At 62.5% G+C, this 23369-nt stretch carries 22 protein-coding genes and 1 pseudogene; 6 read left to right on the top strand and 17 right to left on the bottom strand.

Features of this window, described 5'->3' with window-relative positions; translation table 11 throughout:
- The 3 genes from uvrA to Q8O80_RS02365 form a co-directional block, all read left to right on the top strand.
- The coding region (gene uvrA / locus Q8O80_RS02355) for an excinuclease ABC subunit UvrA (protein ID WP_305576518.1) at positions 1-1990 on the top strand (1990 nt) is incomplete at its 5' end.
- 175 nt (positions 1991-2165) lie between these two features.
- Entirely contained in the window at positions 2166-2420 is a 255-nt protein-coding gene (locus Q8O80_RS02360) for a hypothetical protein (protein WP_305576520.1), read from the top strand.
- A gap of 199 nt (positions 2421-2619) precedes the next feature.
- Positions 2620-2769, top strand: a complete 150-nt coding sequence (locus Q8O80_RS02365) for a DUF1127 domain-containing protein (protein ID WP_193335839.1) — start codon at positions 2620-2622, stop codon at positions 2767-2769.
- Between the two features lie 75 nt (positions 2770-2844).
- On the opposite strand, the gene Q8O80_RS02370 is transcribed toward Q8O80_RS02365, so the two are convergent.
- Positions 2845-3525, bottom strand: a complete 681-nt coding sequence (locus Q8O80_RS02370) for a glutathione S-transferase family protein (RefSeq protein ID WP_305576524.1) — start codon at positions 3523-3525, stop codon at positions 2845-2847.
- Between the two features lie 67 nt (positions 3526-3592).
- Here Q8O80_RS02370 and trmFO point away from each other — a divergent pair, with 67 nt between their 5' ends.
- On the top strand, positions 3593-4978 hold the full coding sequence (gene trmFO / locus Q8O80_RS02375) for a methylenetetrahydrofolate--tRNA-(uracil(54)-C(5))-methyltransferase (FADH(2)-oxidizing) TrmFO (protein ID WP_305576526.1): 1386 nt from the start codon (positions 3593-3595) through the stop codon (positions 4976-4978).
- The gene (locus Q8O80_RS02380) at positions 4975-5427 is read left to right on the top strand and encodes a YiiD C-terminal domain-containing protein (protein ID WP_305576528.1); all 453 of its coding nucleotides are present in this window, start codon (positions 4975-4977) and stop codon (positions 5425-5427) included. Before trmFO ends, Q8O80_RS02380 begins: the two co-directional genes overlap by 4 nt.
- On the opposite strand, the gene Q8O80_RS02385 is transcribed toward Q8O80_RS02380, so the two are convergent.
- The 4 genes from Q8O80_RS02385 to yajC all read right to left on the bottom strand — a co-directional run bounded on the left by Q8O80_RS02385 (position 5424) and on the right by yajC (position 9650).
- Positions 5424-6269: a phytoene/squalene synthase family protein gene (locus Q8O80_RS02385; protein ID WP_305576530.1), complete on the bottom strand. Its 846-nt coding sequence runs from the start codon at positions 6267-6269 to the stop codon at positions 5424-5426. The genes Q8O80_RS02380 and Q8O80_RS02385 overlap by 4 nt on opposite strands.
- A gap of 1 nt (position 6270) precedes the next feature.
- Positions 6271-6660 (bottom strand): Mth938-like domain-containing protein, encoded by a 390-nt coding sequence (locus tag Q8O80_RS02390; protein ID WP_305576532.1) that lies wholly within the window; start codon positions 6658-6660, stop codon positions 6271-6273.
- A 9-nt stretch (positions 6661-6669) separates the two neighbouring features.
- The gene (gene secD, locus Q8O80_RS02395; protein WP_305576534.1) at positions 6670-9231 is read right to left on the bottom strand and encodes a protein translocase subunit SecD; all 2562 of its coding nucleotides are present in this window, start codon (positions 9229-9231) and stop codon (positions 6670-6672) included.
- Positions 9232-9296: 65 nt separating this feature from the next.
- Positions 9297-9650, bottom strand: coding sequence for a preprotein translocase subunit YajC (gene yajC, locus Q8O80_RS02400; protein ID WP_305576536.1), 354 nt, complete (start codon positions 9648-9650; stop codon positions 9297-9299).
- Between the two features lie 202 nt (positions 9651-9852).
- On the opposite strand from yajC, the gene Q8O80_RS02405 reads away from it, so the two are divergent.
- Entirely contained in the window at positions 9853-10734 is an 882-nt protein-coding gene (locus tag Q8O80_RS02405) for an ATP-binding protein (RefSeq protein WP_305576538.1), read from the top strand.
- Between the two features lie 51 nt (positions 10735-10785).
- On the opposite strand, the gene Q8O80_RS02410 is transcribed toward Q8O80_RS02405, so the two are convergent.
- The 12 genes and pseudogenes from Q8O80_RS02410 to Q8O80_RS02465 all read right to left on the bottom strand — a co-directional run.
- Positions 10786-12039, bottom strand: a complete 1254-nt coding sequence (locus tag Q8O80_RS02410; RefSeq protein WP_305576540.1) for a peptidoglycan DD-metalloendopeptidase family protein — start codon at positions 12037-12039, stop codon at positions 10786-10788.
- Between the two features lie 164 nt (positions 12040-12203).
- Positions 12204-12971 carry a 5'/3'-nucleotidase SurE gene (gene surE / locus Q8O80_RS02415; RefSeq protein WP_305576543.1) on the bottom strand — a complete coding sequence of 256 codons (768 nt, stop codon included), beginning with the start codon at positions 12969-12971 and terminating at the stop codon, positions 12204-12206.
- Positions 12968-14299 carry a serine--tRNA ligase gene (serS, locus tag Q8O80_RS02420; protein ID WP_305576546.1) on the bottom strand — a complete coding sequence of 444 codons (1332 nt, stop codon included), beginning with the start codon at positions 14297-14299 and terminating at the stop codon, positions 12968-12970. The genes surE and serS overlap by 4 nt, the downstream gene beginning before the upstream one ends.
- 109 nt (positions 14300-14408) lie before the next feature.
- Entirely contained in the window at positions 14409-15227 is an 819-nt protein-coding gene (gene tatC, locus Q8O80_RS02425) for a twin-arginine translocase subunit TatC (RefSeq protein WP_305576548.1), read from the bottom strand.
- Between the two features lie 3 nt (positions 15228-15230).
- A complete protein-coding gene (tatB, locus tag Q8O80_RS02430) occupies positions 15231-16028 on the bottom strand; it encodes a Sec-independent protein translocase protein TatB (protein WP_305576550.1) in 798 nt (265 codons plus the stop codon).
- Positions 16029-16070: 42 nt separating this feature from the next.
- Positions 16071-16277 carry a twin-arginine translocase TatA/TatE family subunit gene (gene tatA / locus Q8O80_RS02435; protein ID WP_212658202.1) on the bottom strand — a complete coding sequence of 69 codons (207 nt, stop codon included), beginning with the start codon at positions 16275-16277 and terminating at the stop codon, positions 16071-16073.
- Between the two features lie 62 nt (positions 16278-16339).
- Positions 16340-17434, bottom strand: a complete 1095-nt coding sequence (locus Q8O80_RS02440; protein WP_305576555.1) for an ABC transporter ATP-binding protein — start codon at positions 17432-17434, stop codon at positions 16340-16342.
- Positions 17434-18090, bottom strand: a complete 657-nt coding sequence (gene scpB / locus Q8O80_RS02445; RefSeq protein ID WP_305576557.1) for an SMC-Scp complex subunit ScpB — start codon at positions 18088-18090, stop codon at positions 17434-17436. Before scpB ends, Q8O80_RS02440 begins: the two co-directional genes overlap by 1 nt.
- Positions 18087-18875, bottom strand: a complete 789-nt coding sequence (locus Q8O80_RS02450) for a ScpA family protein (protein ID WP_305576559.1) — start codon at positions 18873-18875, stop codon at positions 18087-18089. The genes scpB and Q8O80_RS02450 overlap by 4 nt, the downstream gene beginning before the upstream one ends.
- A 103-nt stretch (positions 18876-18978) precedes the next feature.
- Positions 18979-21087 carry an SPOR domain-containing protein gene (locus Q8O80_RS02455; RefSeq protein ID WP_305576561.1) on the bottom strand — a complete coding sequence of 703 codons (2109 nt, stop codon included), beginning with the start codon at positions 21085-21087 and terminating at the stop codon, positions 18979-18981.
- Between the two features lie 100 nt (positions 21088-21187).
- Positions 21188-22933: an arginine--tRNA ligase gene (argS, locus tag Q8O80_RS02460; protein ID WP_305576563.1), complete on the bottom strand. Its 1746-nt coding sequence runs from the start codon at positions 22931-22933 to the stop codon at positions 21188-21190.
- A 30-nt stretch (positions 22934-22963) separates the two neighbouring features.
- Positions 22964-23369, bottom strand: a pseudogene (locus tag Q8O80_RS02465) (deoxyguanosinetriphosphate triphosphohydrolase); the annotation flags it as partial.

Here is a 23369-nt window from a genome sequence, read left to right on the forward strand (position 1 = left end):
CGACCAGATCGTGCCCGATTCCAGCCTGTCGATCCGCGCCGGGGCCATCCTGCCCTGGTCCAAGACCAGTGCGCCCTATTACATTCAGACGCTGTCGGCGGTGGTGAAACTGTTCGGCGCCTCTACCGAGACGCCATGGAGCGATCTGCCGTTCGAGGTGCAGCATGCGGTGCTGTATGGCACCGGCCGCGAGAAGGTCGACTTCGTCTATGACGATGGTCTGCGCCAGTACAAGACGTCCAAGGCCTTTGAAGGCGTCATCGGCAATCTGGAGCGGCGCTACAAGGAAACCGAGAGCGCCGGCATGCGCGAAGAAATCGAAAAATACATGTCGGCCAAGCCCTGCATCGCCTGTGGCGGCTACCGGCTGAAGCCGGAATCGCTGGCCGTCAAGATTGATGGTTTTCACGTTGGCCAGGTCACCGAACAGTCGATCCGCAGCGCCGCCGCCTGGTTTGACGCCCTGCCGGCCAAATTCACCCCCAATCAGCAGCTGATCGGCGAGCGCATCCTCAAGGAAATCCGGGAGCGGCTGAACTTCCTGATCGATGTGGGCCTGGACTATCTCACCCTGGCGCGCAATTCGGGCACGCTGTCGGGCGGCGAAAGCCAGCGCATCCGGCTGGCCAGCCAGATCGGCTCGGGCCTGACCGGCGTGCTCTACGTGCTCGACGAGCCCTCCATCGGCTTGCATCAGCGCGACAATGCCCGCCTGCTTGAAACCCTGCAGCGCCTGCGCGATATCGGCAATACGGTGATCGTGGTCGAGCATGACGAAGACGCCATCATGACCGCCGACTATGTGGTCGATATCGGCCCCGGCGCCGGTGTGCATGGCGGCCATATCGTCGCCGAGGGTACGCCCCAGGACATTCTCAATCACCCCGACTCGCTGACCGGCAAGTATCTGTCGGGCCGCATGGGCATTGCCATGCCGGCCGAACGCCGTGTTGGCACGCCCGGCAAGTCGCTCGGCATCAAGGGCGCCACCGGCAATAATCTAAAGAACGTGTCGGTCGATGTGCCGCTCGGCCTGTTCGTCGCCATCACCGGCGTCAGTGGCGGCGGCAAGTCCACCCTGATGATCGACACCATGTACCAGGCCATTGCCCGCCGTCTGAATGGCGCGCGCGTGGTCCCTGCCCCGCATGAATCGCTGACAGGGCTGGAATTTCTCGACAAGGTCATCGACATTGACCAGAGCCCGATTGGCCGCACACCGCGCTCCAACCCGGCCACCTATACCGGCGCCTTCACGCCGCTGCGCGAATGGTTTGCCGGGCTGCCCGAGGCCAAGACCCGGGGCTATGGCCCCGGCCGCTTCAGCTTCAACGTCAAGGGCGGGCGCTGCGAGAAGTGCCAGGGCGATGGCCTGCTCAAGATCGAAATGCACTTCCTGCCCGACGTTTACGTCACCTGCGATGTCTGCAAGGGCAAGCGCTACAACCGCGAAACCCTCGAAGTACAGTTCAAGGGCAAGTCGATCTCCGACATCCTGGACATGACCATCGACGAAGGCGTCGACTTCTTTTCGGCGGTGCCGACCATTCGCGACAAGTTCGCCACGCTGCAGCGCGTCGGCCTGGGCTATGTCAAGATTGGCCAGCCGGCGACCACGCTCTCGGGTGGCGAGGCGCAGCGCGTCAAGCTGTCCAAGGAACTCTCCAAGCGCGCCACCGGGCGCACCCTCTATATGCTGGACGAGCCGACGACGGGCCTGCACTTCCACGACGTGGCCAAGCTGCTCGACGTGCTGCACGAGCTGGTCGATGGCGGTAATACCGTCGTGGTCATCGAGCATAACCTCGAAGTGATCAAGACCGCCGACTGGGTCATCGACCTGGGGCCGGAAGGTGGCGATGGCGGCGGCGAGATTGTGGCCATCGGCACGCCCGAGGATGTGGCGGCCAATGCGCGCTCGCACACCGGCCACTTCCTCAAGGACATCATGTCGCGTCGGCCCCATTTCGCCACCGAGGCGGCGGAGTAGGCGTTTTCTTCACCAGAAGGCGCCAAATGGCCACATTGTTGCTAACGCATCTGCTAACGCGGCGCCCGGTTTTGCGGGCGTCCATTGCGCACAGTGTTACAAAACGGTGAGTGGGTCAAAACGTGCCTCGCCGCGACGCCAATTGCGGCAATGACGACAAAACTATGAAAACGCCATGCGTTTGGTGCATGAAGCGCTTGACGTTAAGGGTATGGCGCTTCCGCCCGAACCATCCCATCTTGAGCTCGTCAATCCGACTGCCAAAGGGGATATTCCGATGTTTGTACGAGCCGTCTGGCGCATCAAGCGCCTGGTCGACATCAAGCAGACGTTGCGGGAAATGGACGTTCCCTCGACGCGTGATGCCGATCTACTGGGGATCTCCGGCCCCGACTTCTCCAAGATGACCCGGTCACTGTTCGACCGCTAGCCTTTCTTGCTGCCCGCATTCTTCGATGGCCGCCAGGCGGATATCCAGTGGCCATCGCCGCCGCGCAGGGCTTAAGCTTTTCGTAACCACAATTCGCTGAGCCCAGCAAAAAACGCATAGCTCACTTGACCAATAGCCCACTGCTCATTCGACCTCACCTGCCCTAAATATAGTCTTGCAAACACAAGGAGACTTCCAGATGGACATTCGTAAAACATTCAAGAAATGGGCCGCTTACCAGCAGACCGTTCGTGAACTCGCCGCTCTCGACAATCGTCAGCTCAATGACTTGGGCATTTCGCGCACCGACATCAATCGCGTTGCTCGTGATCATGCCAGTGCTCTGTAAGAATTACCTGACAGATATTACCACCGACCCAGTCCAAACACCCGCATCTCTCTGAGACGCGGGTGTTTTTCTTTTCTAGAATGCCAGCCTGCCGACCAATTCTGCATAACTGACCATAACTACCCTCCGAAACGCCTCCCGCTGTTGCAACCGCCGATACCAGTTCTCAATCCCCGGCATAGCTGGCCTGTCTATGTCCATGGTAAACCAGCGATAAAGCGCCACGCCGGCTGCGATATCGGCGTAGCTCAGGCGGTTCCCAGCGACATAGTCCCGATAGGCAAAGTTCGCATCGAGGATGCGTAACGCCGCAACCGTTCTAGCATGCGCCGCCGCGATGGCTTTGGCATCGTGCTGTTCGGGCGGCGTGCGCACCAGAAGCCAGAACACCGCGATCCAGCCTGGCTGGAAGGTGGAGGCCGTCCAATCGGTCCATTGATCGACAATGGCCCGCTCACGCGGATCGTGGCGCCACAAGGTATCCCGGCCGTACGCGCCCGCCAGATAGCGCAGGGTCGCGTGGCTCTCCCACACGGTTAGGTCACCATCCTGCAGGGTCGGCACCAGCCCATTCGGGTTCAGGACCCGATATTGCGGATCATCCAGCCCGCCATATGCGCCACCCACCAGGTGGTGCTCATAAGGCAGGCCAAGTTCTTCCAGGGCCCAGAGCGTCTTCTGCACATTGGCAGAGCTTGCCCGCCCCCACAGCACGAGATTTCGACTCAATGACAGTCCCCCAATTCCCCGCGCCATGCTAGCGCTCGTCTGGTGGACCGCAAGATCGGTTGCGCCGGTCTGCGGCGCTTGCTATCTGGCTTTCATGTCCACATCAGAACCTATTCATATCATTGGCGGCGGCCTTGCCGGCTCGGAAGCTGCATGGCAGGCCGCGCAGGCCGGCGTCAAAGTCATCCTGCACGAAATGCGCCCCGTTCGCGGCACTGACGCACACCAGACCGACAGCCTGGCCGAGCTCGTATGCTCCAACAGCTTCCGCTCGGACGATGCCGAGCAGAACGCCGTGGGGCTGCTGCACGAAGAGATGCGGCGCTGCAATTCGATCATCATGGCCTGCGCCGACAAGAGCCAGATCCCAGCCGGTGGCGCCCTGGGCGTTGATCGGCACGGCTTTTCGGCGGCAGTGACGGCAGCCATTGAAGGCCACCCCAACATCACCATGGCGCGTGAGGAAGTGGCGGGCCTGCCGCCCGCAGACTGGGGCAATGTGATCATTGCCACTGGCCCGCTGACCTCGCCGGCAATGGCTGAGGCCATCCTGGCCAAGACCGGCGAAGATGCGCTGGCTTTTTTCGACGCCATAGCGCCCATCGTGCATTATGACAGCATCAATATGGACATTGTCTGGGCGCAGTCGCGCTATGACAAGGCCGGTCCGGGCGGCACCGGCGCCGACTACCTGAACTGCCCGATGGACAAGGAGCAGTATCTGGCCTTTGTCGAGGCGCTCAAGGTGGCGCCGCTGCACGAATTCAAGGACTGGGAAAAGGTCCCCTATTTCGACGGCTGCCTGCCTATCGAAGTGATGGCCGAGCGCGGTGTCGAGACGTTGCGGCACGGGCCGATGAAGCCGGTCGGCCTGACCAATCCACGCGATCCGCTGGTCAAGAGCTATGCCATTGTGCAGTTGCGGCAGGATAATGCGCTGGGGACGTTGTGGAACATGGTCGGGTTCCAGACCAAGATGCGCTACGGCGTGCAGGCAGAGATCCTGCGCATGATCCCTGGGCTCGAAAACGCCCAGTTTGCCCGGCTGGGTGGGTTGCATCGCAACACCTTCCTCAATTCACCCAAGGTGTTGGGGCCAGACCTCAAGCTGAAGGCCGATCCGCGAATCCGCTTTGCCGGTCAGGTCACGGGCGTGGAAGGCTATGTGGAAAGCGCGGCCGTCGGGTTGATCGCCGGCCGCCTTGCCGCTGCCGAGGCGCACGGGCAGACGCTGCCGACTCCCCCCAATACGACGGCGCTGGGCGCGCTGATCGCCCACATCACCGGGGGGCACATCGAGTCCGACAGCTATAGCGGTGCGCGCAGCTTCCAGCCGATGAATATCAATTTCGGTCTGTTTCCGCCCGTTACCATCACCAAGCCCGAGGGTGCCGGACGCTGGCGCGGACCGGAGAAAACCCAAGCCAAGCGCAAGGCCATCACCTCACGGGCGCTTGAGGATCTGAAAGCCTGGGCATGACCCCCATCGCGCTCGAACACTATCTGCACGACCACATTCCCCTCTCGAAGGCGATGGTGGTGCGGGTGGTGTCGATTGCCGAGGATGCCGTGGTGCTGGGGGCGCCATTGGCGCCCAATATCAATCATCGCGACACCGTCTTTGGTGGCAGCGCCTCGGCCGTCGCCATTCTGGCGGCCTGGTGCCTGCTGCATGTGCGGCTGAGCGCATTGGGCCATCCGAGCCGCGTGGTGATCCAGCGCAATAGCATGGAATACCTCGCGCCAATCGCCGGCGATTTTACGGCCCGCTCGGCGCTCGCGCCGGGTGAGGACTGGAACAGATTCATGACCATGCTGACCCGCAAGGGCGTGGCCCGGATCAAGGTGGACGCTGTGCTGGATTACGCCGGCGTCACAGCCGGCCGGCTGACGGGCGACTTCGTCGCCTTTGGTCAGGATCGCCTCTAGCGATTGCGCCAATTCCACCAGGTCAGCCGGGTGATCTTGCGCCAATCGGCATCATCGGGCACCGGCGTAAACAGGCCGGTGGCGTGGTTTTGCAGCAGGTCGTACTGCGCCCTGAGCACGGCAAGAGGCGCAAAAGCCGGCTTGAGCTGGCCGGGCAATTGGGCAATGGCCGTCTCCGCCTTGGCGAGGTGATCGGCAGCGAGTTCGCTGATCTGCCCCAAGGCCGCGGCCAGCCCCTCGCTTTCCGTCCCGGTGAAAATCTCGCCCTCGCGCACTCCATTGGCCTCGAAAACCGTCCAGGGCAACATGATGCGGCCCTGCGCGGAAAAATGGCCAAACGCTCGCAAATGGCCGATCATGGCGTGGGCGACACCGAGATGGCCGGCGGCGTCTCCGGTTTCGATAGTCTCCCCATCATTGAGGATCATGGCGGCCAGCTGGTACAGCGTGGAAACGGTTTCGCCGGCATAGCCCTCAAAGCTCTGCAGATCCGGCATGGGGTCGTTATAGAGGTCAAAGCGCCGCGCGCCGAGCAGACGCAACAGGGTACCGGCGGGAATGCTGTAGCGGTCAATGGTGTCGAGCAGCGCATCGGCGACCGGGTTTTGCCGCACAGCGCCGTGTTCCATGCCCTCCAGCGCATCACTCCACCATTGCAGGCGCATTTCGCCCGGTGCCGGTTCAGATACGCGGTCACGGATTGAGGCGACGTCGGCATTGAAGGCATAAAGCGCGGTGACCGCATCGCGGTGTGCGCCGCTCAATACCAGCGTGGCCAGATAACGGTCGCGATCACTGCTGCGCAGCGCCTCTGCGGCATGGGAAAAGCTCTCGGCGCTCATCTCAGCGAACCTTGTCGACGGCAATCAATGCCGCCGCCACGGCGCGATGTTCGGCAAGCAGCACATTGTAGGTGCGCACCGCACTGCCAGTGGTGATCGCCTCAACGATGATCCCCTGCGCGCGCAGTGCCGCCCTGATTTCGGGCGCCAGACCGGCAATGTCGTGGCCCAACCCGATCATCAGCACGTCGATATCACCGGCGGAGTCCAGTACGGGTGCCAGGCTCTGCAGCGTGATCTCGGCCGCTGTCGTCACGCTCCAGCCCAGCATGCCGCCAGGCAGACACAGCAGCGACCCGCGATGCGACATCTCGGCAAAGCGAAAGCCGCCATTGCCATAAGCGTCAATCCCCACCTGCTGCGGGAAATGGCCCGGCGCACTCTCTGTCATGATCGAGCCTTAGACCGACGCACCATCGGCCGGTTTGGGCAGCTTATCGCCATTGTCGTCGCCGGCATGGTCCAACCGGGTGGTCAGACCAAGGTAGATCAGGATGGGTGCAGCAATGAAGATTGAAGAATAGGTACCGACGAACACACCCCAGGCCATCGAAATGGTGAAGCTGCGGATGACTTCGCCACCAAACACTACCAGAGCCATCAGGGCCAGGAAGGTCGTGGTCGCCGTCAGGATGGTGCGAGGCAAGGTCGAATTGATCGATATATCGATGATCTCGGGCAGCCCGATCTTTTTGTACTTCAGGCGATATTCGCGAATACGGTCATAAATCACCACGGTATCGTTAAGTGAGTAGCCCAGAATTGTCAGGATCGCCGCAATGCTGGAGGCGTTGAACTCCAGGCCGGCGAACGCGAACAGGCCGATGGTCAGAATGACGTCATGCGCTGTCGAAACGATAGCACCGACGGCGAACTGCCATTCGAAGCGGAACCACAGATAGATCAGGATGCCGACCAGGGCGACGCCGAGACCGAGCGCCCCGGTTAGTGCCAGTTCACTCGAGACGGTCGGGCCGACGGTTTCAGTACCACGCGTTTCATAGCCGGCCGCTTCAATGGTCTGCTGAATCTGGGCGACGGCCTCCTGCTGTGCAGATGGTCCGCCATCCTGCGTTTGCACGCGGACCAGCAAACGATCGGCTTCGCCGAAGCCCTGTACCTGGATTTCGCCCAGATCGAGCGCCGACAGAGCCTCACGGATGGTGCCCGGATCAGCCGTGCCGTCCGTGGCCTGGATCTCCATGGAAGACCCACCCCGGAAGTCGATGCCCAGATTGAGTCCGTGATAGCCAAACCAGCCCAGCGACAGCAGCGAGGTGATGATCGAAAAGGCGATCGCATATCTGCGAATGCCCATGAACGAGATTTTGGTGCCATCAGGGATCAGGCGGATGAGCTGGATCTTGAGGGTCTTGGGGCGCACCCAATTGTACCAGCGACCAACGATGAACAGCGTCACCATATAGGCGGTGAACAAGGTGGTCAGGATGCCCAGGGCCAGGGTAACGGCAAAGCCCTGCACCGGACCGGAGCCGAGATAGAACAGCACAATGGCGGCAATCAGCGTGGTGACATTGGCGTCCAAAATGGTGCCCATGGCGCGCTGGAACCCGGCTTCAATGGCCGATATCTTGCTGCGTCCCGCCGCCAATTCTTCGCGGATTCGTTCAAAGATCAGCACGTTGGCGTCCACAGCCATGCCGATGGTCAGCACGATACCGGCGATGCCGGGCAAGGTCAGCGTAGCGCCGAGCATGGAGAGCGCGGCCAGGATCAGCACCACGTTGAGGAGCACGGCGATGTTGGCGAACACACCGAACAGGCCATAGGCCAGCACCATAAAGACGACCACGGCAATGGCGCCGATGATACCAGCGGTGATGCCGGCGCGGATCGAGTCGGCGCCAAGGCCGGCACTGACCGAGCGTTCTTCGACGATGTCGAGGCTGGCCGGCAGCGCACCACCACGCAGCAGCACGGCAAGATCGTTCGCCGTCGCCGTGGTGAAGCTGCCGCTGATCTGACCCGAGCCGCCGGTAATGGCTGACTGGATGACGGGCGCCGTAATGACCTGATGGTCCAGCACGATGGCGAAGCGCTTGCCGACATTGGCGGAGGTGATCTGGCCAAAGGTGATGGCGCCGCGCGTGTCAAAGCGGAAGCTGACGACCGGCATGGAGCGTTGCTGATCGTAGCTGGGCTGGGCATCCACGAGCGATTCACCGCCCAGGGCAATGTCCTCATAGAGCAGTTCGCTGCCGCCATCCTGACTGGGCAGGATCATGGTGCCGGCGGGCAGACCCTGCGTTTCCGCCTGAGCGGCGGTCATGCCGGGATAGACCATGTGGAACGTCAGGCGCGCGGTGCGCGAAATGATGTCCTTGAGCCGGGTGGAATCGCCAAAGCCGGGCACCTGGACCAGCACGCGATTATTGCCCTGGCGCTGAATGCTTGGCTCGGTCGTACCGAGCTCATCGATGCGGTTGCGGATAACTTCGATCGCCTGCGCCACCAGCGCCGACATGCGGTCGTCAATGCCGTCCTGGGTCAGCGCAATGCTGACCCGGCCATTGGCAGCCGGCTCGATGGTGAGTTCCTGCACGCCTGAATTGGAGAACAGCGTATTGCCGACGGCATTCTGCAGACCTTGCAGGGCAGCCAGCGCGGCGTCGGCCTGGGTCGGGTCGGTCAGCTCGATGGAAATCGAGCGGCTCACCGGATCGGTGGTGATCAGATTGCCGATGCCATTGTCATTGGCCAGTATGCTGCGGGCGTCCCGACGCAGGTCCGCCAACCGCTCGGTGACAATGCCCTCCTGATTGACCTCGAGCAGAAGGTGCGAACCACCCTGCAGATCGAGACCCAACACGATGGTTTGTGACGGCAGCCAGCTCGGCCATGCGTCCCGCGCGGCTTGCGGCAAAAAGCTCGGCAAGGCAAACAGGAAGCCCAGCAGAGTGACAGCAATGATGATGGCGGTACGAGCCGGCGAGAACTGCATTTATGTCGTCCTGAAAGGAAAAAAGCCGGAGCCATGAGGCTCCGGCGATATGCGGGAGGCAGTTATTAGGCAGGCTTGTTGTCGTTGACCGGCTCGGCCTTGGTGCGCACGTCAGCAACCATGCCGCGCACCAGCTTGACCTTCACACCCGTGGCGATTTCCACTTCGAGGTCTTCGCCATCAACGGCCTTGGTCACCTTGCCGACAATACCGCCAGTGGTGACGACGGTGTCGCCGCGACGAATGGCAGCCAGCATGGCCTGCTGGGCTTTCAGACGCTTCTGCTGCGGGCGGAAGATCAGGAACCAGAAGATCACGACCAACAGCAGAATCGGCATAAGCTGGATGAAGATGTCACCGATGCCACCTGCGGGAGCGGCGGCGCCTGCTGCCTGGGCGAATGCGGGTGTTACGAACATGGCGATTTCCTTGGTTTTTTCTTGGTTTGGGAGAGGCTGCGCCAGCCGAGGTTAATCACGGCACAATGCCACTGGACGCATGTGGGGTCAGTTGCACTTGCGCCCCGGTCAAAATCGGGCGGACTATACATTTGCGCCCCGTTGATTGCAAAGGCATTCCGGGTGCCCCAAATTGCCGCGCCGAGCGAGAGGATAGACTGCGTTGAACAGCAAAGCATACCTGGCCGAAATCAGTGCCAAACTCGAGGCAATTGCCAATGCGTTGAAGGCGTTGGCTCCTGCAACCGAGACTGACGCGCCCGCACTGGGCGCCGCCAATGCCTATCACTGGGATGGCGATTCGGGACAACTGGTTGCAGTTCCCCGGGTCAGTCGCGTGCCATTGGCCATGCTCAAGGGAATTGACGCTGTACAGGACATCCTGCTGCGCAATACCGAACAGTTCGCCCGCGGGCACGGCGCCAACAATGCGCTGCTGTGGGGCGCGCGCGGCATGGGCAAGAGCTCCCTGGTCAAGGCCATTCACGGCGACATCATCACGCGCGCCGATGCCGGGTTTGCGCGGCTGGTGCTGATCGAGATCGCACGCGAGGATCTCGACACCCTGCCGGCCCTGATGCGCCGCATTGCCGACGAACCCGCCCGGTTCATCGTGTTCTGCGATGATCTGAGTTTTGACAATGGCGAGACCAGCTACAAATCGCTCAAGACCATTCTCGATGGCGGGCTGGAGGGCCGGCCAGACAATGTGCTGTTCTACGCCACCTCCAACCGCCGCCACCTGATGCCCCGCGACATGATCGAAAATGAGCGGTCGACCGCGATCAATCCCGGTGAGGCGGTGGAGGAAAAGGTGTCGTTGTCCGACCGGTTCGGGCTGTGGCTGGGCTTTCACAACTGCGATCAACCGACCTTTTTGACCATGGTGCGCGGCTATGCGGGCTATTACGGCCTCGAAATCGACGACGCTGTGCTGGAGGCGCGGGCCATCGAATGGGCGGCGACGCGCGGCGCTCGCTCGGGGCGTGTCGCCATCCAGCTGGTACGCAGCCTGGCCGGCGAAATGGGCAAATCAGCCCCATAGGGCAAAGCCCCCGCACCTGGCGGGGGCTTGTACGGGCATTTTCGGAGTGTCTTAGCTGGCGAGCAGCGGCACGGGATCAACCGGGGTTGCGCCCTTGCGCAGCTCGAAGTGCAACTGCGACTTTGTCACCGAGCCGGTCTTGCCGGCGGCGCCAATGGTATCGCCACGACCAACATTGGTGCCCTTGGCGACATTCATGGTGCCCAGATGGGCATAGGCCGAGACATAGCCATTGGAGTGACGGATCAGGATCAAATTGCCGTAACCTTCAACGCCTGAGCCGACATAGATGACCGTGCCATTCTCGGCGGCCTTGACGGCAGCGCCCTCGGCGGCCTCGATATTGATGCCAGTGCCCTTGGACGCGGCAAAATCAACCAGCACGCGGCCGCTGACGGGCCAACGGAACTTGTCGCTGCCCGACATGACCGGCTCGGCTGCGGGCGCACTGGCAATTTCGACTGGCTGGGCGGCAACTGGCGCAGGCGTAGCGGCTGGCGCTGTGCTGGCCTGCAGCGTATTGGGCGCCGCCTGTGGCAGGGTCTGCTGGGCCGGCGCCGCAGCGGCAGTGCTGTCGGTGGAGGCAAGCTTGATGGTCGGCGCCTTGTTGGCAAGCAGATCGGAGCGGCCCGGAATGATGACCTTCTGCCCCACCACGATCTTGTCGGGCGAGGCCAAGTTGTTGGCCTGCACCAAGGACTGCGTCGTCACTTCGTAGCGACGGGCAATGGTGTAGAGCGATTCACCGCTGGCGATAGTGTGCGTGAAGGCGCTACCGGACGCCGACGCGTCGGGAGTGGCTGCGGCCAGCGTTGGCATCGAGCTATTGGTTGGCATGCTGCCAAGGGCAGCAGGTGACGGCATGGGCGCTGAAGCGAAAGCGGGTTGTGCTTGCATGGCTGGAACGGATCCCTGGGGCGAATTACTCAGAACTGGCAGATTTTGCGACTGAACAGTCGGCACAGCGCCGCTGCCCGCCATCGGCGCGGCGGGCTGACTGAATGCCGTTTGTGTTGGCTGGCCCCACAGTGGCTGAATGGCCTGGGGTTGCGCCACGCCGCCACCAATATTGGCCGGCGGGATAAACTGGGATTCAGCCACCAAAGTCTGTGGTGCGCCAAGGCTGGCCGGCATGGGCTGATTGATGGATTGGGGAGCGGCCTGTGGCAGCGAGCCGGTCGTGGTGGGGTCGCCAAAGGCGCGACTACCCAGACTGGAACACCCGGACAGGGCAACGGCAGCAATCAGAAGGCCAGCCATCGCAACGGCGCCCTTAGGCGCCCGACGGGATACGCGGATACTCATCAGCTTACTCGTACGCAGGTACTCAACACGAGACTGAATCTAGGCCGGTAAGGTAAAGACGAGTTTAAAGTCGATGCGATTTGAGCAAAATCGGTATGACGTGATTTTCGATTGGGTAAGGTTAAACTTTGCAGACGCTGCAGAATGGCTCGCGCCGCTTGCCGCTACAGCTTTAGTGTGCCGTTGAGTTGTGCGGCCAGGGCCATATCCGTTTGCTGCAGCATGAGCGGCGTGACCGTGACATAGCCGTCGCGGCGCAGGCTCTCGAAATCGGCATCGCGATCCAGCGGCAGCGGGGTTTCAGGAATGGCGACGAAGAACCTGCCGGCATTGTCACTGGGATAATAGCGGAACGGCGAAGTCGAGAAGCGCTGCAGCGGCACAACTGCAATGCCTTTGGTGGTGGTCGGGTCGCAGAACGGGAAATTGACATTGTAGTAGTGTCCGCGCCCCGTGGCGGCCGCAATAACGGCCCGCGCGGCGGCTAGGCCGTGCGTTCGGGCGTTGGACCAGTCGACATCCCGGCTGATCTCGTAGTCGACGCCCTGGCTCATGGCGATGCCGATTGCCCCCTGCATGGCGCCTTCGCGGGCCCCGGCAGCAGTGCCCGAACAATTGACGATATCGCCCAGATTCTGGCCGGCATTGACGCCCGACAGCACTACATCCGCAGGCTTGTCGCCCAGCAGATGGGTCATACCCGCGACGACACAATCGGCTGGCGAGCCGTTGATCACTGCAAACGTGCGGGCGTCGCGCCGGTCAATGGTCAGCTCCGTGCCGAAGCTGAGTCGGTGCCCTGCCCCGGACTGGTTGCCATCGGGCGCGACGATCCAGACGTCATCACTGAGCGCGCGGGCAATATCGGCCATGATGGCAATGCCCGGCGCGTCCACGCCATCGTCATTGGTAATGAGGATGCGCAGGCTCATCCCTGTCCGCCAATGGATTTGAGGCCACCCATATAGGGCTGCAGCACTTCGGGCACCAGCACCGAGCCATCTTCCTGCTGATAGTTTTCCAGCACGGCGATCAGACAGCGGCCAACGGCTGTACCCGAGCCATTGAGCGTGTGCACAAAGCGCGGCGCCTGCTTTTCGCCAGCCGGACGATAGCGGGCCTCCATGCGGCGCGCCTGGAAATCGCCACAGACCGAGACCGAGGAAATCTCCCGATAGGTATTCTGCCCCGGCAGCCAGACTTCGAGGTCATAGGTCTTTTTGGCACCGAACCCGACATCGCCGGTGCACAAATTCATCACCCGATAGTGCAGACCCAGCTTCTGCAGCACGGCCTCGGCACAGCCAAGCATGCGCTCATGCTCGTCCACCGAGGTTTCGGGCGTGGTAATCGAGACCATTTCAACCTTGTTGAACTGGTGCTGGCGCAGCATGCCACGCGTGTCGCGCCCAGCCGAACCAGCTTCCGACCGGAAACAGGCCGTCAATGCCGTCAGGCGCAGCGGCAGTTCTTCTTCGGCCAGGATGGATTCGCGCACCATATTGGTCAGCGGCACCTCGGCGGTCGGGATCAACGCCAGACGGTTGTCGCCGTGCTGGGTGAAGAACAGATCGTCCTCGAACTTGGGCAGTTGATTGGTGCCAAACAGCGCCTCGTCGCGCACCAGCAAGGGCGGCTGGACCTCGATATAGCCATGCTGGGTGGTGTGCAGATCGAGCATGAACTGGCCAAGCGCCCGCTCGAGCCGGGCGACCTGCCCCTTCAGAATGACAAAGCGGCTGCCGGAAATTCTGGCCGCCGTTTCGAAATCCATCTCACGGGCCGCGACACCGACATCGTAGTGCTCCTTGGGCGCAAAGCTGAAGCTGGGCTTGGGGGCGCGCTGCAAAGCGGCCGTCTCGGCGGTGCCATTGCGGCCGAAATACTCGACATTGTCGGCTTCGTCGGCGCCGCTCGGCACATCATCAAACACCAGGTTGGGGATGACCGAGAGGGCGGCGTGCAATTCAGCCTCGACGGCGCGCTCATCAGCTTCGCCCTGCGGAATAAACGCCTTGAGCCGGGCCACTTCGGCCATCAGCTCGGCCGCCCGGGCCTCGTCCTTCTGCGCCTTGGCCTGACCGATCTGCTTGGACAGCGCATTGCGCTGCTCCTGCGCCTCGTTGAGCCGGGTAATGATATCGCGCCGACGATTGTCGATGGCGAGCAGATCAACAGAGCTCGCGACACTCCCCTTGCGCCGCGACACAGCGGCGTCGAAGGCTTCGGCGTTGGCTCTGATCCACTTGATATCGAACATGGCTGTACGGGCACCGCCCGCCTCTGATTGGTACAGGCTGACTTTGGCTCGTGGCGCGCCTGCGAGGTCACGAGAGGTAACTACCCCCCGCCCCGGAAAGGCAGAGGGTCTATTCGGAGGATGAGCCGGAGAGTTCCGCTTCCTGCGCTGCCAGACTCGCTGCGCGACGGCGCTCGACCAACCGAACGGAGATGATCGAGAGTTCGTAGAGCAGGTACATTGGCAGGGCAAGACCAAGCTGGGAGATCGGATCAGGCGGGGTGATAAAGGCAGCAAAGATCAGAATGGCGACGATGGCATAGCGACGGCCCTTCTTGAGCATGTCGACATGAACCAGGTCGATCTGGGCCAGCAGCGTCAGCACCACGGGCAGCTGGAAGCAGATGCCGAACGCCAGAATCAACAGCATGGCGAGGCCAAGATACTCACTGACGCTGGTCAGCATCTGGATGTCGTCGGTCTGCATGCCGGCAAAGAAGTGCAGGGCCATCGGCAGCACCACCAGATAAACCAGCGCCGCCCCGGCAACGAAGAATACCGGCGTGGCGACGAGATAGGGAATGAAGGCCTTCCGCTCATGCTTGTACAGCCCGGGCGCCACGAACATGTAGATCTGGCTGGCGATGATCGGGAAACCAAGGAAGATCGCGCCAAACAGCGCCACGTTCAGATAGGTGAAAAACAGCTCCTGCGGCGCCGTAAAGATCAGGCTGGCGTTTGGAACGGCCCGTTTATAGGGGATCAGCAGCCAGTCATAGATCGTGCTGGCAAAGATAAAGCAGAACGCCATCAGCACCACGATGGTGATCGCCGAATAGATCAGGCGCTTGCGCAGTTCGACCAGGTGCTCGAGCAGGGGCGCTTCGCTGCCGGCGAGTTCATCTGGCGCCGCTGCACCCTTGTCTTCAATCTGCTTGGGATCGGCCATGGTCTATTCGTCCCCGGCCTTGTCGGCTTCTGTCGCTGGCGCGGCTTTGGCCGGCAGGCGCTTTTTGGGTGCAGCGGTACGAGGCGGCTTGCTGGTCGAGGCGGCAGGCGTGCTGTCCGATTTCGCGCCAATTGCCGCTGCTTTGCCGGCAGCGGGCTTGGATGCAGCGGGCTTGCGCGTTTGGGCGCTAGCCGTTTTCTTTGCCGCCGGCATTTTAGCCACCGGAGCCGGCGCATTGATGGGCGCGAGTTCACTGGTGACTACCGGACTGGTTGGCGCTGCCTTGGCCTTGGCGGGAGCCCTGTTGGATGGCGCTTTTTTGGCAGCCGGCTTTTTGGCAGCAGCCGTGGCCGGCTTGCCAAAGGTTGCCGATGACGCGGATGGCGCCGGACCGGCGGGCTTGAAGCCTGCTGCCTTGGCGGTTTCGTCCGCGGTCAGGCGCGCCGCCGGCTGGCTCATGCCGGCCTTTGCCTTGATTTCGTCGACGACGCTTTCCGCCGCTGGATCGGTCGGCTTGATGACGCCCGAGGGTTTCGCCCCCGTTGGCGTCATCGCGTTGAACTCCTTGCGGATCTCATCGCTGGTCTTTTTCAGCGGGGCGGTGATCGAGTTGCGCAGATTGCGCACCTCGTCCAGCCCGGTGGTCTTGTTGATCTCGCGCTGGAAATCGGTGCCAAGGCGCCTGACCTGCCCCAAGACCTTGCCAAGGCGATTCATCACCACAGGCAGGTCTTTCGGCCCGATGAATATCAGCGCCAAGACGCCGATCACCAGCATTTCTGTCCAGCCCAAGCCGAGCATAGTGTTTATTCCTCAAAGCAAAGGCGCGACGGGCGAACGTTCCTAGACGTCCTTTTTCTCAGGCTGCGCAGTCTCGGTCGTGGTGGCGACGCGCTCGACCGGCTTGTCGTCGTCGTCTTTCATGCCCTTCTGGAAGGCTTTGATACCCGAGGCCACTTCGCCCATCATGCCGGAGATCTTGCCGCGGCCAAACAGCAGGATGACAACGACGGCAACAACGAGAATGCCCCAAATTCCTGGCGCGTGCATATTGGACTCCCTAGATTTTTCTCAGAACGCGTTACACGCGAAGATATAGGCCAGAAATAGGTTCAAACGCGCGGAAACACAAGAACGTGTTCCCGATTGAGGGTGACGTATACATCCTGACCAACCGCCAGGGATGTGCTGGCAGGTTGGCGGACGCCCAGCGGCGCGTCGAGGCCGGCCACTGTGACCTCGCAGATGTCTTCGCCGATGGCATCCCGCTTGCTTATGATCCGGCCGGGCGCACCAGGCCCGGTCCGGCTCAGACGGGCTCCACCCGCGGGGCGGATGGCAACAGTGACGGCCGTGCCATCGGCCAGATCGGGCGTCAATATGTCGCCAAGCGGCGTCGATACCATGCCCCTGTTTACCACGGCCTCGATCTCGCTGAGCGGCGAGAAGAAACGCGCTGCACTCAGGTCGATGGGCCGGCTGTAGATTTCTGCCCCGGTGCCGATCTGGGCGATGCATCCGTGCCGAAGCAGGGCGACACGATCGCCCAGCACCATGGCCTCTTCGGGATCGTGGGTGACGATCAGACTGGTCACATTGGTTTCGCGCAGCACCGCCAGGGTTTCCTCGCGCACCGTTTCACGCAGGCGCGCGTCAAGGCTGGAGAATGGCTCGTCGAGCAGCAGCACGCCGGGGCGCGGCGCCACGCTGCGGGCCAGTGCCAGGCGCTGCTGCTGGCCACCCGAGAGCATGTGCGGGTAGTCGGCTTCGCGATCCCCCAATCCGACGCGGCGCAGTGCGGCGCGCGCCTGCGCCAGCGCCGCGCTACGACCGAGCTTGCGCAGGCCGAACAGCACATTGTGCAGCACCGTAAGGTGGGGAAACAGCGCAAAGTCCTGAAACATCAGGCCAATGCCGCGCCGATCAGCCGGCACGGTCATGCCAGGCGCCGAAACGATTTCGCCATTGATGCGCACGACACCGGCGGAGACTGGCTGGATACCGGCGGCAACCCGCAGGGCGGTGGACTTGCCCGAACCCGATTCGCCCAGCAGGCAGACGATCTCACCCGGCCTCAAGGTCAGGCTGAACTGGCTGAGCACCGCCCTGCCCCCAAGGCGAACGTCAACGGCATCGAATTCGAGCGTGGCGGCGAAGCTGACGCCGGTGGTACCGCGCGTCCCCCAGCCCGCTGGTTCTTCAGTCATCAGGCGCTTTCATCCTCGCCGTCTTGATCATCGGGATCGAGTGGATCCTCGTCATCGCGCAGAGCGCCATCAAAGGGAAGCGGGATCTGCATGGAGGGCGGCAGACGGTTGGATAGTAGGCCGGCACCCTTAAGCTCCTCCAGCCCCGGCAGATCGCCCAGGCTTTCCAGCCCAAAGTGGTCGAGAAAAGCGTCGGTGGTGCCATAGGTGACCGGACGGCCTGGGGTGCGGCGCCGCCCGCGCATGCGGATCCAGCCTGCCTCCATCAGCAGATCAATGGTCCCCCCGCCCGTGGCAACGCCGCGAACCGCTTCGATGTCGGCGCGGGTGGCAGGCTGGTGATAGGCGATGATCGAGAGGGTTTCGAGTGCCGCCCGCGACAGTGGCCGGGTTTCCTCATCCTCGCGTCGCAGCAGAAAACCAAGGTCTTCGGCGGTGCGAAACGCCCATTTGTCGCCACGCTGCACCAGGTTCACCCCGCGACCGGCATAGCGCTGCTGCAGGGTGACGAGCAGGCTGGCGATATCTGCCCCTTCCCCCACATAGGTGAGCAGGCTGTGCACATCGAGCGGCTCCGTCGAGGCGAAAAGCACCGCTTCAAGCACACGCAAATGGCGTTCATCAAGCTGGAGGCTGTCAGCGGCCAGTTCGTTCACGACGGATTGCTCCGGTGACGGCGGACAAAGAGCGGACCAAAGGTCTCGCTCTGGCGAATATCGATCTGCCCCTGCCGCACCAGTTCAAGGCTCGAGGCGAAGGTAGAGGCCCGAATGGTGGCCCGCTCGGTGGGCGACGCCAGATAGTCGATCAGATAGCTATCCATCGGCACCCAGTCAAAACTATCACCGATCAGGCGCTGGAGGATGTCGCGGGCGTCCTGCAGTGACCACACCGTGCGCTGGATGGGGGCGTAGTCGGTGACGACGCCTTTCTCGCGCTGGACTGAATAGGCCTTGAGCAGCTCGTAGAGCGAGGCCTCCCACAAGCTCTTGCGGTCAATCTGGATCGGCTCCGGCATGCCCCGGGCATAAACCTGCAATCCGAGGCGCGGACGATTCATCAATTGACTGGCGACCGTGCGCATGGCTTCGAGGCGCTTGAGCCGAAACTGCAGCATGGCCGCCAGCATTTCGCCGGATGGTTCGTCATCGGAGGCGGCCTGCGGCACCATCAGGCGGCTCTTGAGATAGGCCAGCCAGGCCGCCATCACCAGATAATCGGCGGCCACTTCAATGCGCTTCTCGCGCACCTTGTCGATGAACAACAGATATTGCTCGGCCAGGGCGAGGATCGAGATGGCGGCCAGATCGACCTTCTGTCGGCGCGCCAGATCGAGCAGCAGGTCAAGCGGGCCTTCATAGCCGCCGACATCGACAAACAGAATGTCGTCATCGGCGGGCGGGGCCGGCGTGTCAAACCAGTTGGTCTGGGCAGAATTCATCAAAGCACGCCGGGCTGCTGAAACATCGCGCCATCCTTGGCCGCTGTCCGGGTGAGCGTCAACCCTGCTGCGCCTCAGCGATGGGTGGCCAGACGACACCCGCTCACAGGGTGAAGCAGTCGCCGCCCGCCGCCTTGACATTGGTGCAGATCATATTGGCTTCTTCGAGTGAATTGGCCGGGACACGGACGCGGTAATAGATGCCCTTGGTCCCAAGATCGACACGCTGCACTTCCAGATTGGCACCACCAAACAGCGGACCATAGCGGGTCACCATGTTCTGGGCAGACTGGCGCGCATCGGCCTCGCTGCGCTGGGACGCCAGTTGCACATAGGCGGGCGCGCTATCGGCCAGAGCCGGCACTTCAGTGGCGCCCGGAATGGTCGACGATGGCGTCGCCGCTGCAACGGGAGCAGCCGAGGCATCGGTGGCAACAGCACCCTCGACGGGGGCTGGTGAGCCGCTGGGCAGCCGGAGACCGGCGGGGCGCAGCAGCGGCACCACCGCCGACTTGCCGGCGATCAGATTACCCGCCTGATCAACCGCTGGGACCGTCGAACCCGGCTCCACGGGAGAGACCGTTGGCTCTGCGACGGCAGCAGCCGGCGATGGTTCAACGGCAGCAATATCGGCAAGCAACTCGGGCGCGCTGGTTGCAGCACCCGGCACTGTCGGCACATTGGGGCGGTCCACCGGCAGAATGGCGCTGCCCGCGACGCCATCGTCGCCACTGACAATGGTGCCGTCTGGACGGACCTTGACGGTGCGAACCTTGCGATTGGCCAGGCCTTCGTCGCTCAAATCAACCGCTGCAGTGGCCTCCTGGGTCACTTCATTGACATCGCTCTGATCGCGCGAAACCAGTTGTTCATCGGCGCCCGGGGTCACGCCATTGATCTCATTAAAGACAATCGACTGCGGCGCGCTGCTTTCGTCAGCCGCAACCGCTGCAACTTCCTTGACCGGTTCGGTGTCGGCGGTCAGCAGTGGCGCTGGGCCAGCATCACGGCTGCCCAAGCCAAGCACCCAATACAGGCCGAAACCGGCGGCCAGTAGCAGCGTGATGGCCACCAGTGGACCGGCCAGCGCGCGTGACACACCGAGGCCGCGACGCTGGCGCGGCGCAGCCGGGTACAAGTCGGCTTCGGTTTGATCTGCGGGCTCGTTGACCCACCCCAGATTTGCGCCCGTGGCATGGGCCGCGGCAAAAATTGTCTGATCGGCTGCCGACATCCCGTCACTGGCCTCACCGGCCGGCAGTGTGGGCGTTGCCAGGCTTCGCAGGGCCGGGCTCGCCGGCTTCGGTGTCGTTGCCGCTGGCGATGCTGGTGGCGGTGGCGCCGCGTCGGCCGGCAGATCGAATTCGACGCGCATGGCGCGGCCAATCAGGCTTTCGATCTCGTCGATCGGGTCAGTCCCGGTAGAATCATCGACGCTGTCGGTCGGCACCACAATGCTGGGTGCCGCTGGCTGGTGCAAGCCAAGCGTGGGTTCGGCTGGTGCAGTTGGGGTCCCAGCCGCGGGCCGGGCGGGCGTTGAGCCAAGTCCAAACACTGGCGGCACCCTAAAGCGGTCCTGGTCGACCCGCGCCGAAGCCGGGCTCTCCCCATACGGGGCGCCGTTATGCGCGGCAACCGCTGTGGCCATCACAGCCGGGCCCGCGCCTGCGGGCTGCGCCGGCGCGGGCGGCGTCTGGGGCTCGTTCGGGGGCGTTGATTCTGGCGGCGCGGCGGCTGGTTCCGCCGACAGCTCAGCCGAAATCAGATCGGCAATAGCGTCATGTTCATCGCCCTGCGGGGCTGACACGAGGTCAGCCACGGGCGGCGCGGCGGCAACGGCCGGAGCGTCCTCAGCTGCGACAGCCGAAGCGGCGCCGCGAATGCCGAAATCAAACTGGAATGGCGCGCTTTCCGGCGCTGACTCTGCTGGGGCCACATTTGGCTCTGTTGGCGCCCTGGCGGCGGTGCCGGCAGTATCCTCATCAGCCCTGGGATTGGCAGCATCGCCCGTCGAAGCTGACAGCGAGCGCAGGAACGCCGTTGGCGCACTGCCGGGTGCATTCTGCACCGCATCACCTGGAATGCGGACTGGAACAAACTGCGCCGGTGCCGGTTTGGACGGGTTTGCCTCACGGTCACCTTGGGCATCCTGCGCCATCAGCTTGGCGAGCTCGGCAATCAGGTCGTCTGCGGCTTCGGATTTTCCGGCCATTCGTTACGATTTCGCCAGCATAAAGCAGCGCCCTCTAAATTCCTGAAACGGCGCCCATCTTGGGCAATTTTGCGCGATTCATCACAGTATTACGCCCGAATTATGAAAGCTCCGTCGGAGCGGACACACCCAGAATGCCAAGGCCGTTCACAATAACCTGACGGACAGCATCGACCAAGGCGAGTCGGGCAAATGTCAGCTTTGGGTCGTCATGGTTAACAAAACGTAACTGCACATCATCCTTACCCTTGGCCCAGAAGCTATGGAAGGCTGCTGCCAGTTCATGCACATAGAATGCAATACGGTGCGGCTCATGCGCAATAGCGGCCGCCGTAACCGTGCGCGGCCAGGCTGCAAGCACCCGCACCAGCTCAAGTTCTGCAGGCGTAACAATGCGTTCGATCTCGGCACCGGCCAATGCCGCAGCAGAAAAATCGAGCCCTGGCAGCTCGCGCGCCGCAGTCTTGAAGATCGAATAAGCGCGGGCATGCGCATACTGCACATAAAACACTGGATTGTCCTTGGTCTGCTCTTTGACCAGGGCGAAATCGAAATCCATCGACGCGTCATTGCGCCGATACATCAGCATGAAGCGAGTCGCATCAGCGCCAACTTCCTCGACCACGTCCGCCAGGGTAACCAGATCGCCGGAGCGCTTGGACATCTTGAACGGCTCGCCATTCTTGAGCAGGCGCACCAGTTGGCAGATCCGCACATCCATATCGGCAGCGTTGAGCGAGACCGCCTTGGTGGCAGCTTGCAGGCGCTTGACGTAACCAGAATGGTCGGCGCCCAGCACATTGATCATGTGGTTGAAGCCGCGCAGAAACTTGTTGCGGTGATAGGCAATGTCGGCGGCAAAATAGGTATAGGAGCCGTCGGACTTGATCAGGGCCCGGTCGGTATCATCGCCGAAGTCGGTAGCGCGGAACAGCGTCTGCTCGCGGTCTTCCCATTCTTCGGGGGTCTTGCCTTTGGGGGCCTCAAGGCGGCCCTCATAGATCATGCCCTTATCGCGCAGCCAGGCCAGGGTCAGTTCAATATCGCCGCCCGGACCGTGCAATTGCCGCTCGGAAAAGAAGACGTCGTGGTGGATGCCCAGCAGGGCCAGATCGCTCTTGATCAGCTCGAGCATGGCCACCAGCACCCGCTCCCGGACGATGGCCAGGGCTTCAGCCTCGGACTTGCCCAAGAGACTGTCGCCAAATTCGGCCTTGAGTGCCTCGCCGACTGGCACCAGATAGTCGCCGGGATAGAAGCCGGAAGGGATCTCGATGCTTTCGCCCAGCGCTTCGCGGTAGCGCAGCATGGTGGAGCGGGCCAGGGTGTCGATCTGGCTGCCAGCGTCATTGATGTAATATTCGCGCGTCACGTCATAGCCCGAATAGGCCATCAGCGATGCGAGCGTGTCGCCAAACACCGCGCCGCGGGTATGGCCGACATGCATGGGGCCGGTCGGATTGGCCGAAACATATTCGATATTGACCGCCGCCCCGCCACCTAGCGTGGACCGGCCATAATCGGCGCCCTGCTCGGCAATGGCGCGCAGCACCTGATGCCAGATCGGCGCCTCAAGGCGGAAATTGATGAAGCCGGGCCCGGCCACTTCCACGCTGGCGACGTCGCTGTCATGCTTGAAGTGTTCCACCAGCGCATTGGCGATGTCGCGCGGGTTTTTGCCCAGCGGCTTGGCCACGACCATGGCGGCATTGGTGGAGAGATCGCCATGGGCGGCATCGCGCGGCGGCTCGACCACGATGCGGGCCAGCAGATCGGCACCGACTTCGGGGTAGAGAACATGCATCGCATTGGCGACACGCGCGGAAAACAGAGCGAAAACGTCCATGATAGACCTGACTATTGAAGTGCGCCGGGGTTAACGGAAATCCGGGCGAGCGTCAAACAGCCGGGCGTGCTCGTCCAGGGCATAGGGATCAGTCATGCCGGCAATGAAATCGGCCACGATGCGCGCCAGCTCGGAATCGCTGGATGCCGCCTGTGCCGCCACACCCCAGCGGCCCGGCAGATCCCGGCTATCCATGTAGCGCGCGAATAGCTCGCTCACCAGTTGCTCGCTCTGTCGCACCGATACCATCACCGATTCATGGCGATAGACCCGGGCAAACAGAAACGCCTTGAGCCCAGCCACCGCCTCGGCAATGCGCGGCGAGAAGGCCACCAGGGTTTTGCCCGCCATACGCACATCCTCGGCCGAGTGGACACCGGCCACCGTGATATTGGCAGCAGTGGTGGCGATGACATCTTCAATGCTGCGGGTGATC

Origin of the sequence: Devosia sp., from assembly GCF_030689745.1 — a bacterium.
Lineage (GTDB): Bacteria > Pseudomonadota > Alphaproteobacteria > Rhizobiales > Devosiaceae > Devosia > Devosia alba.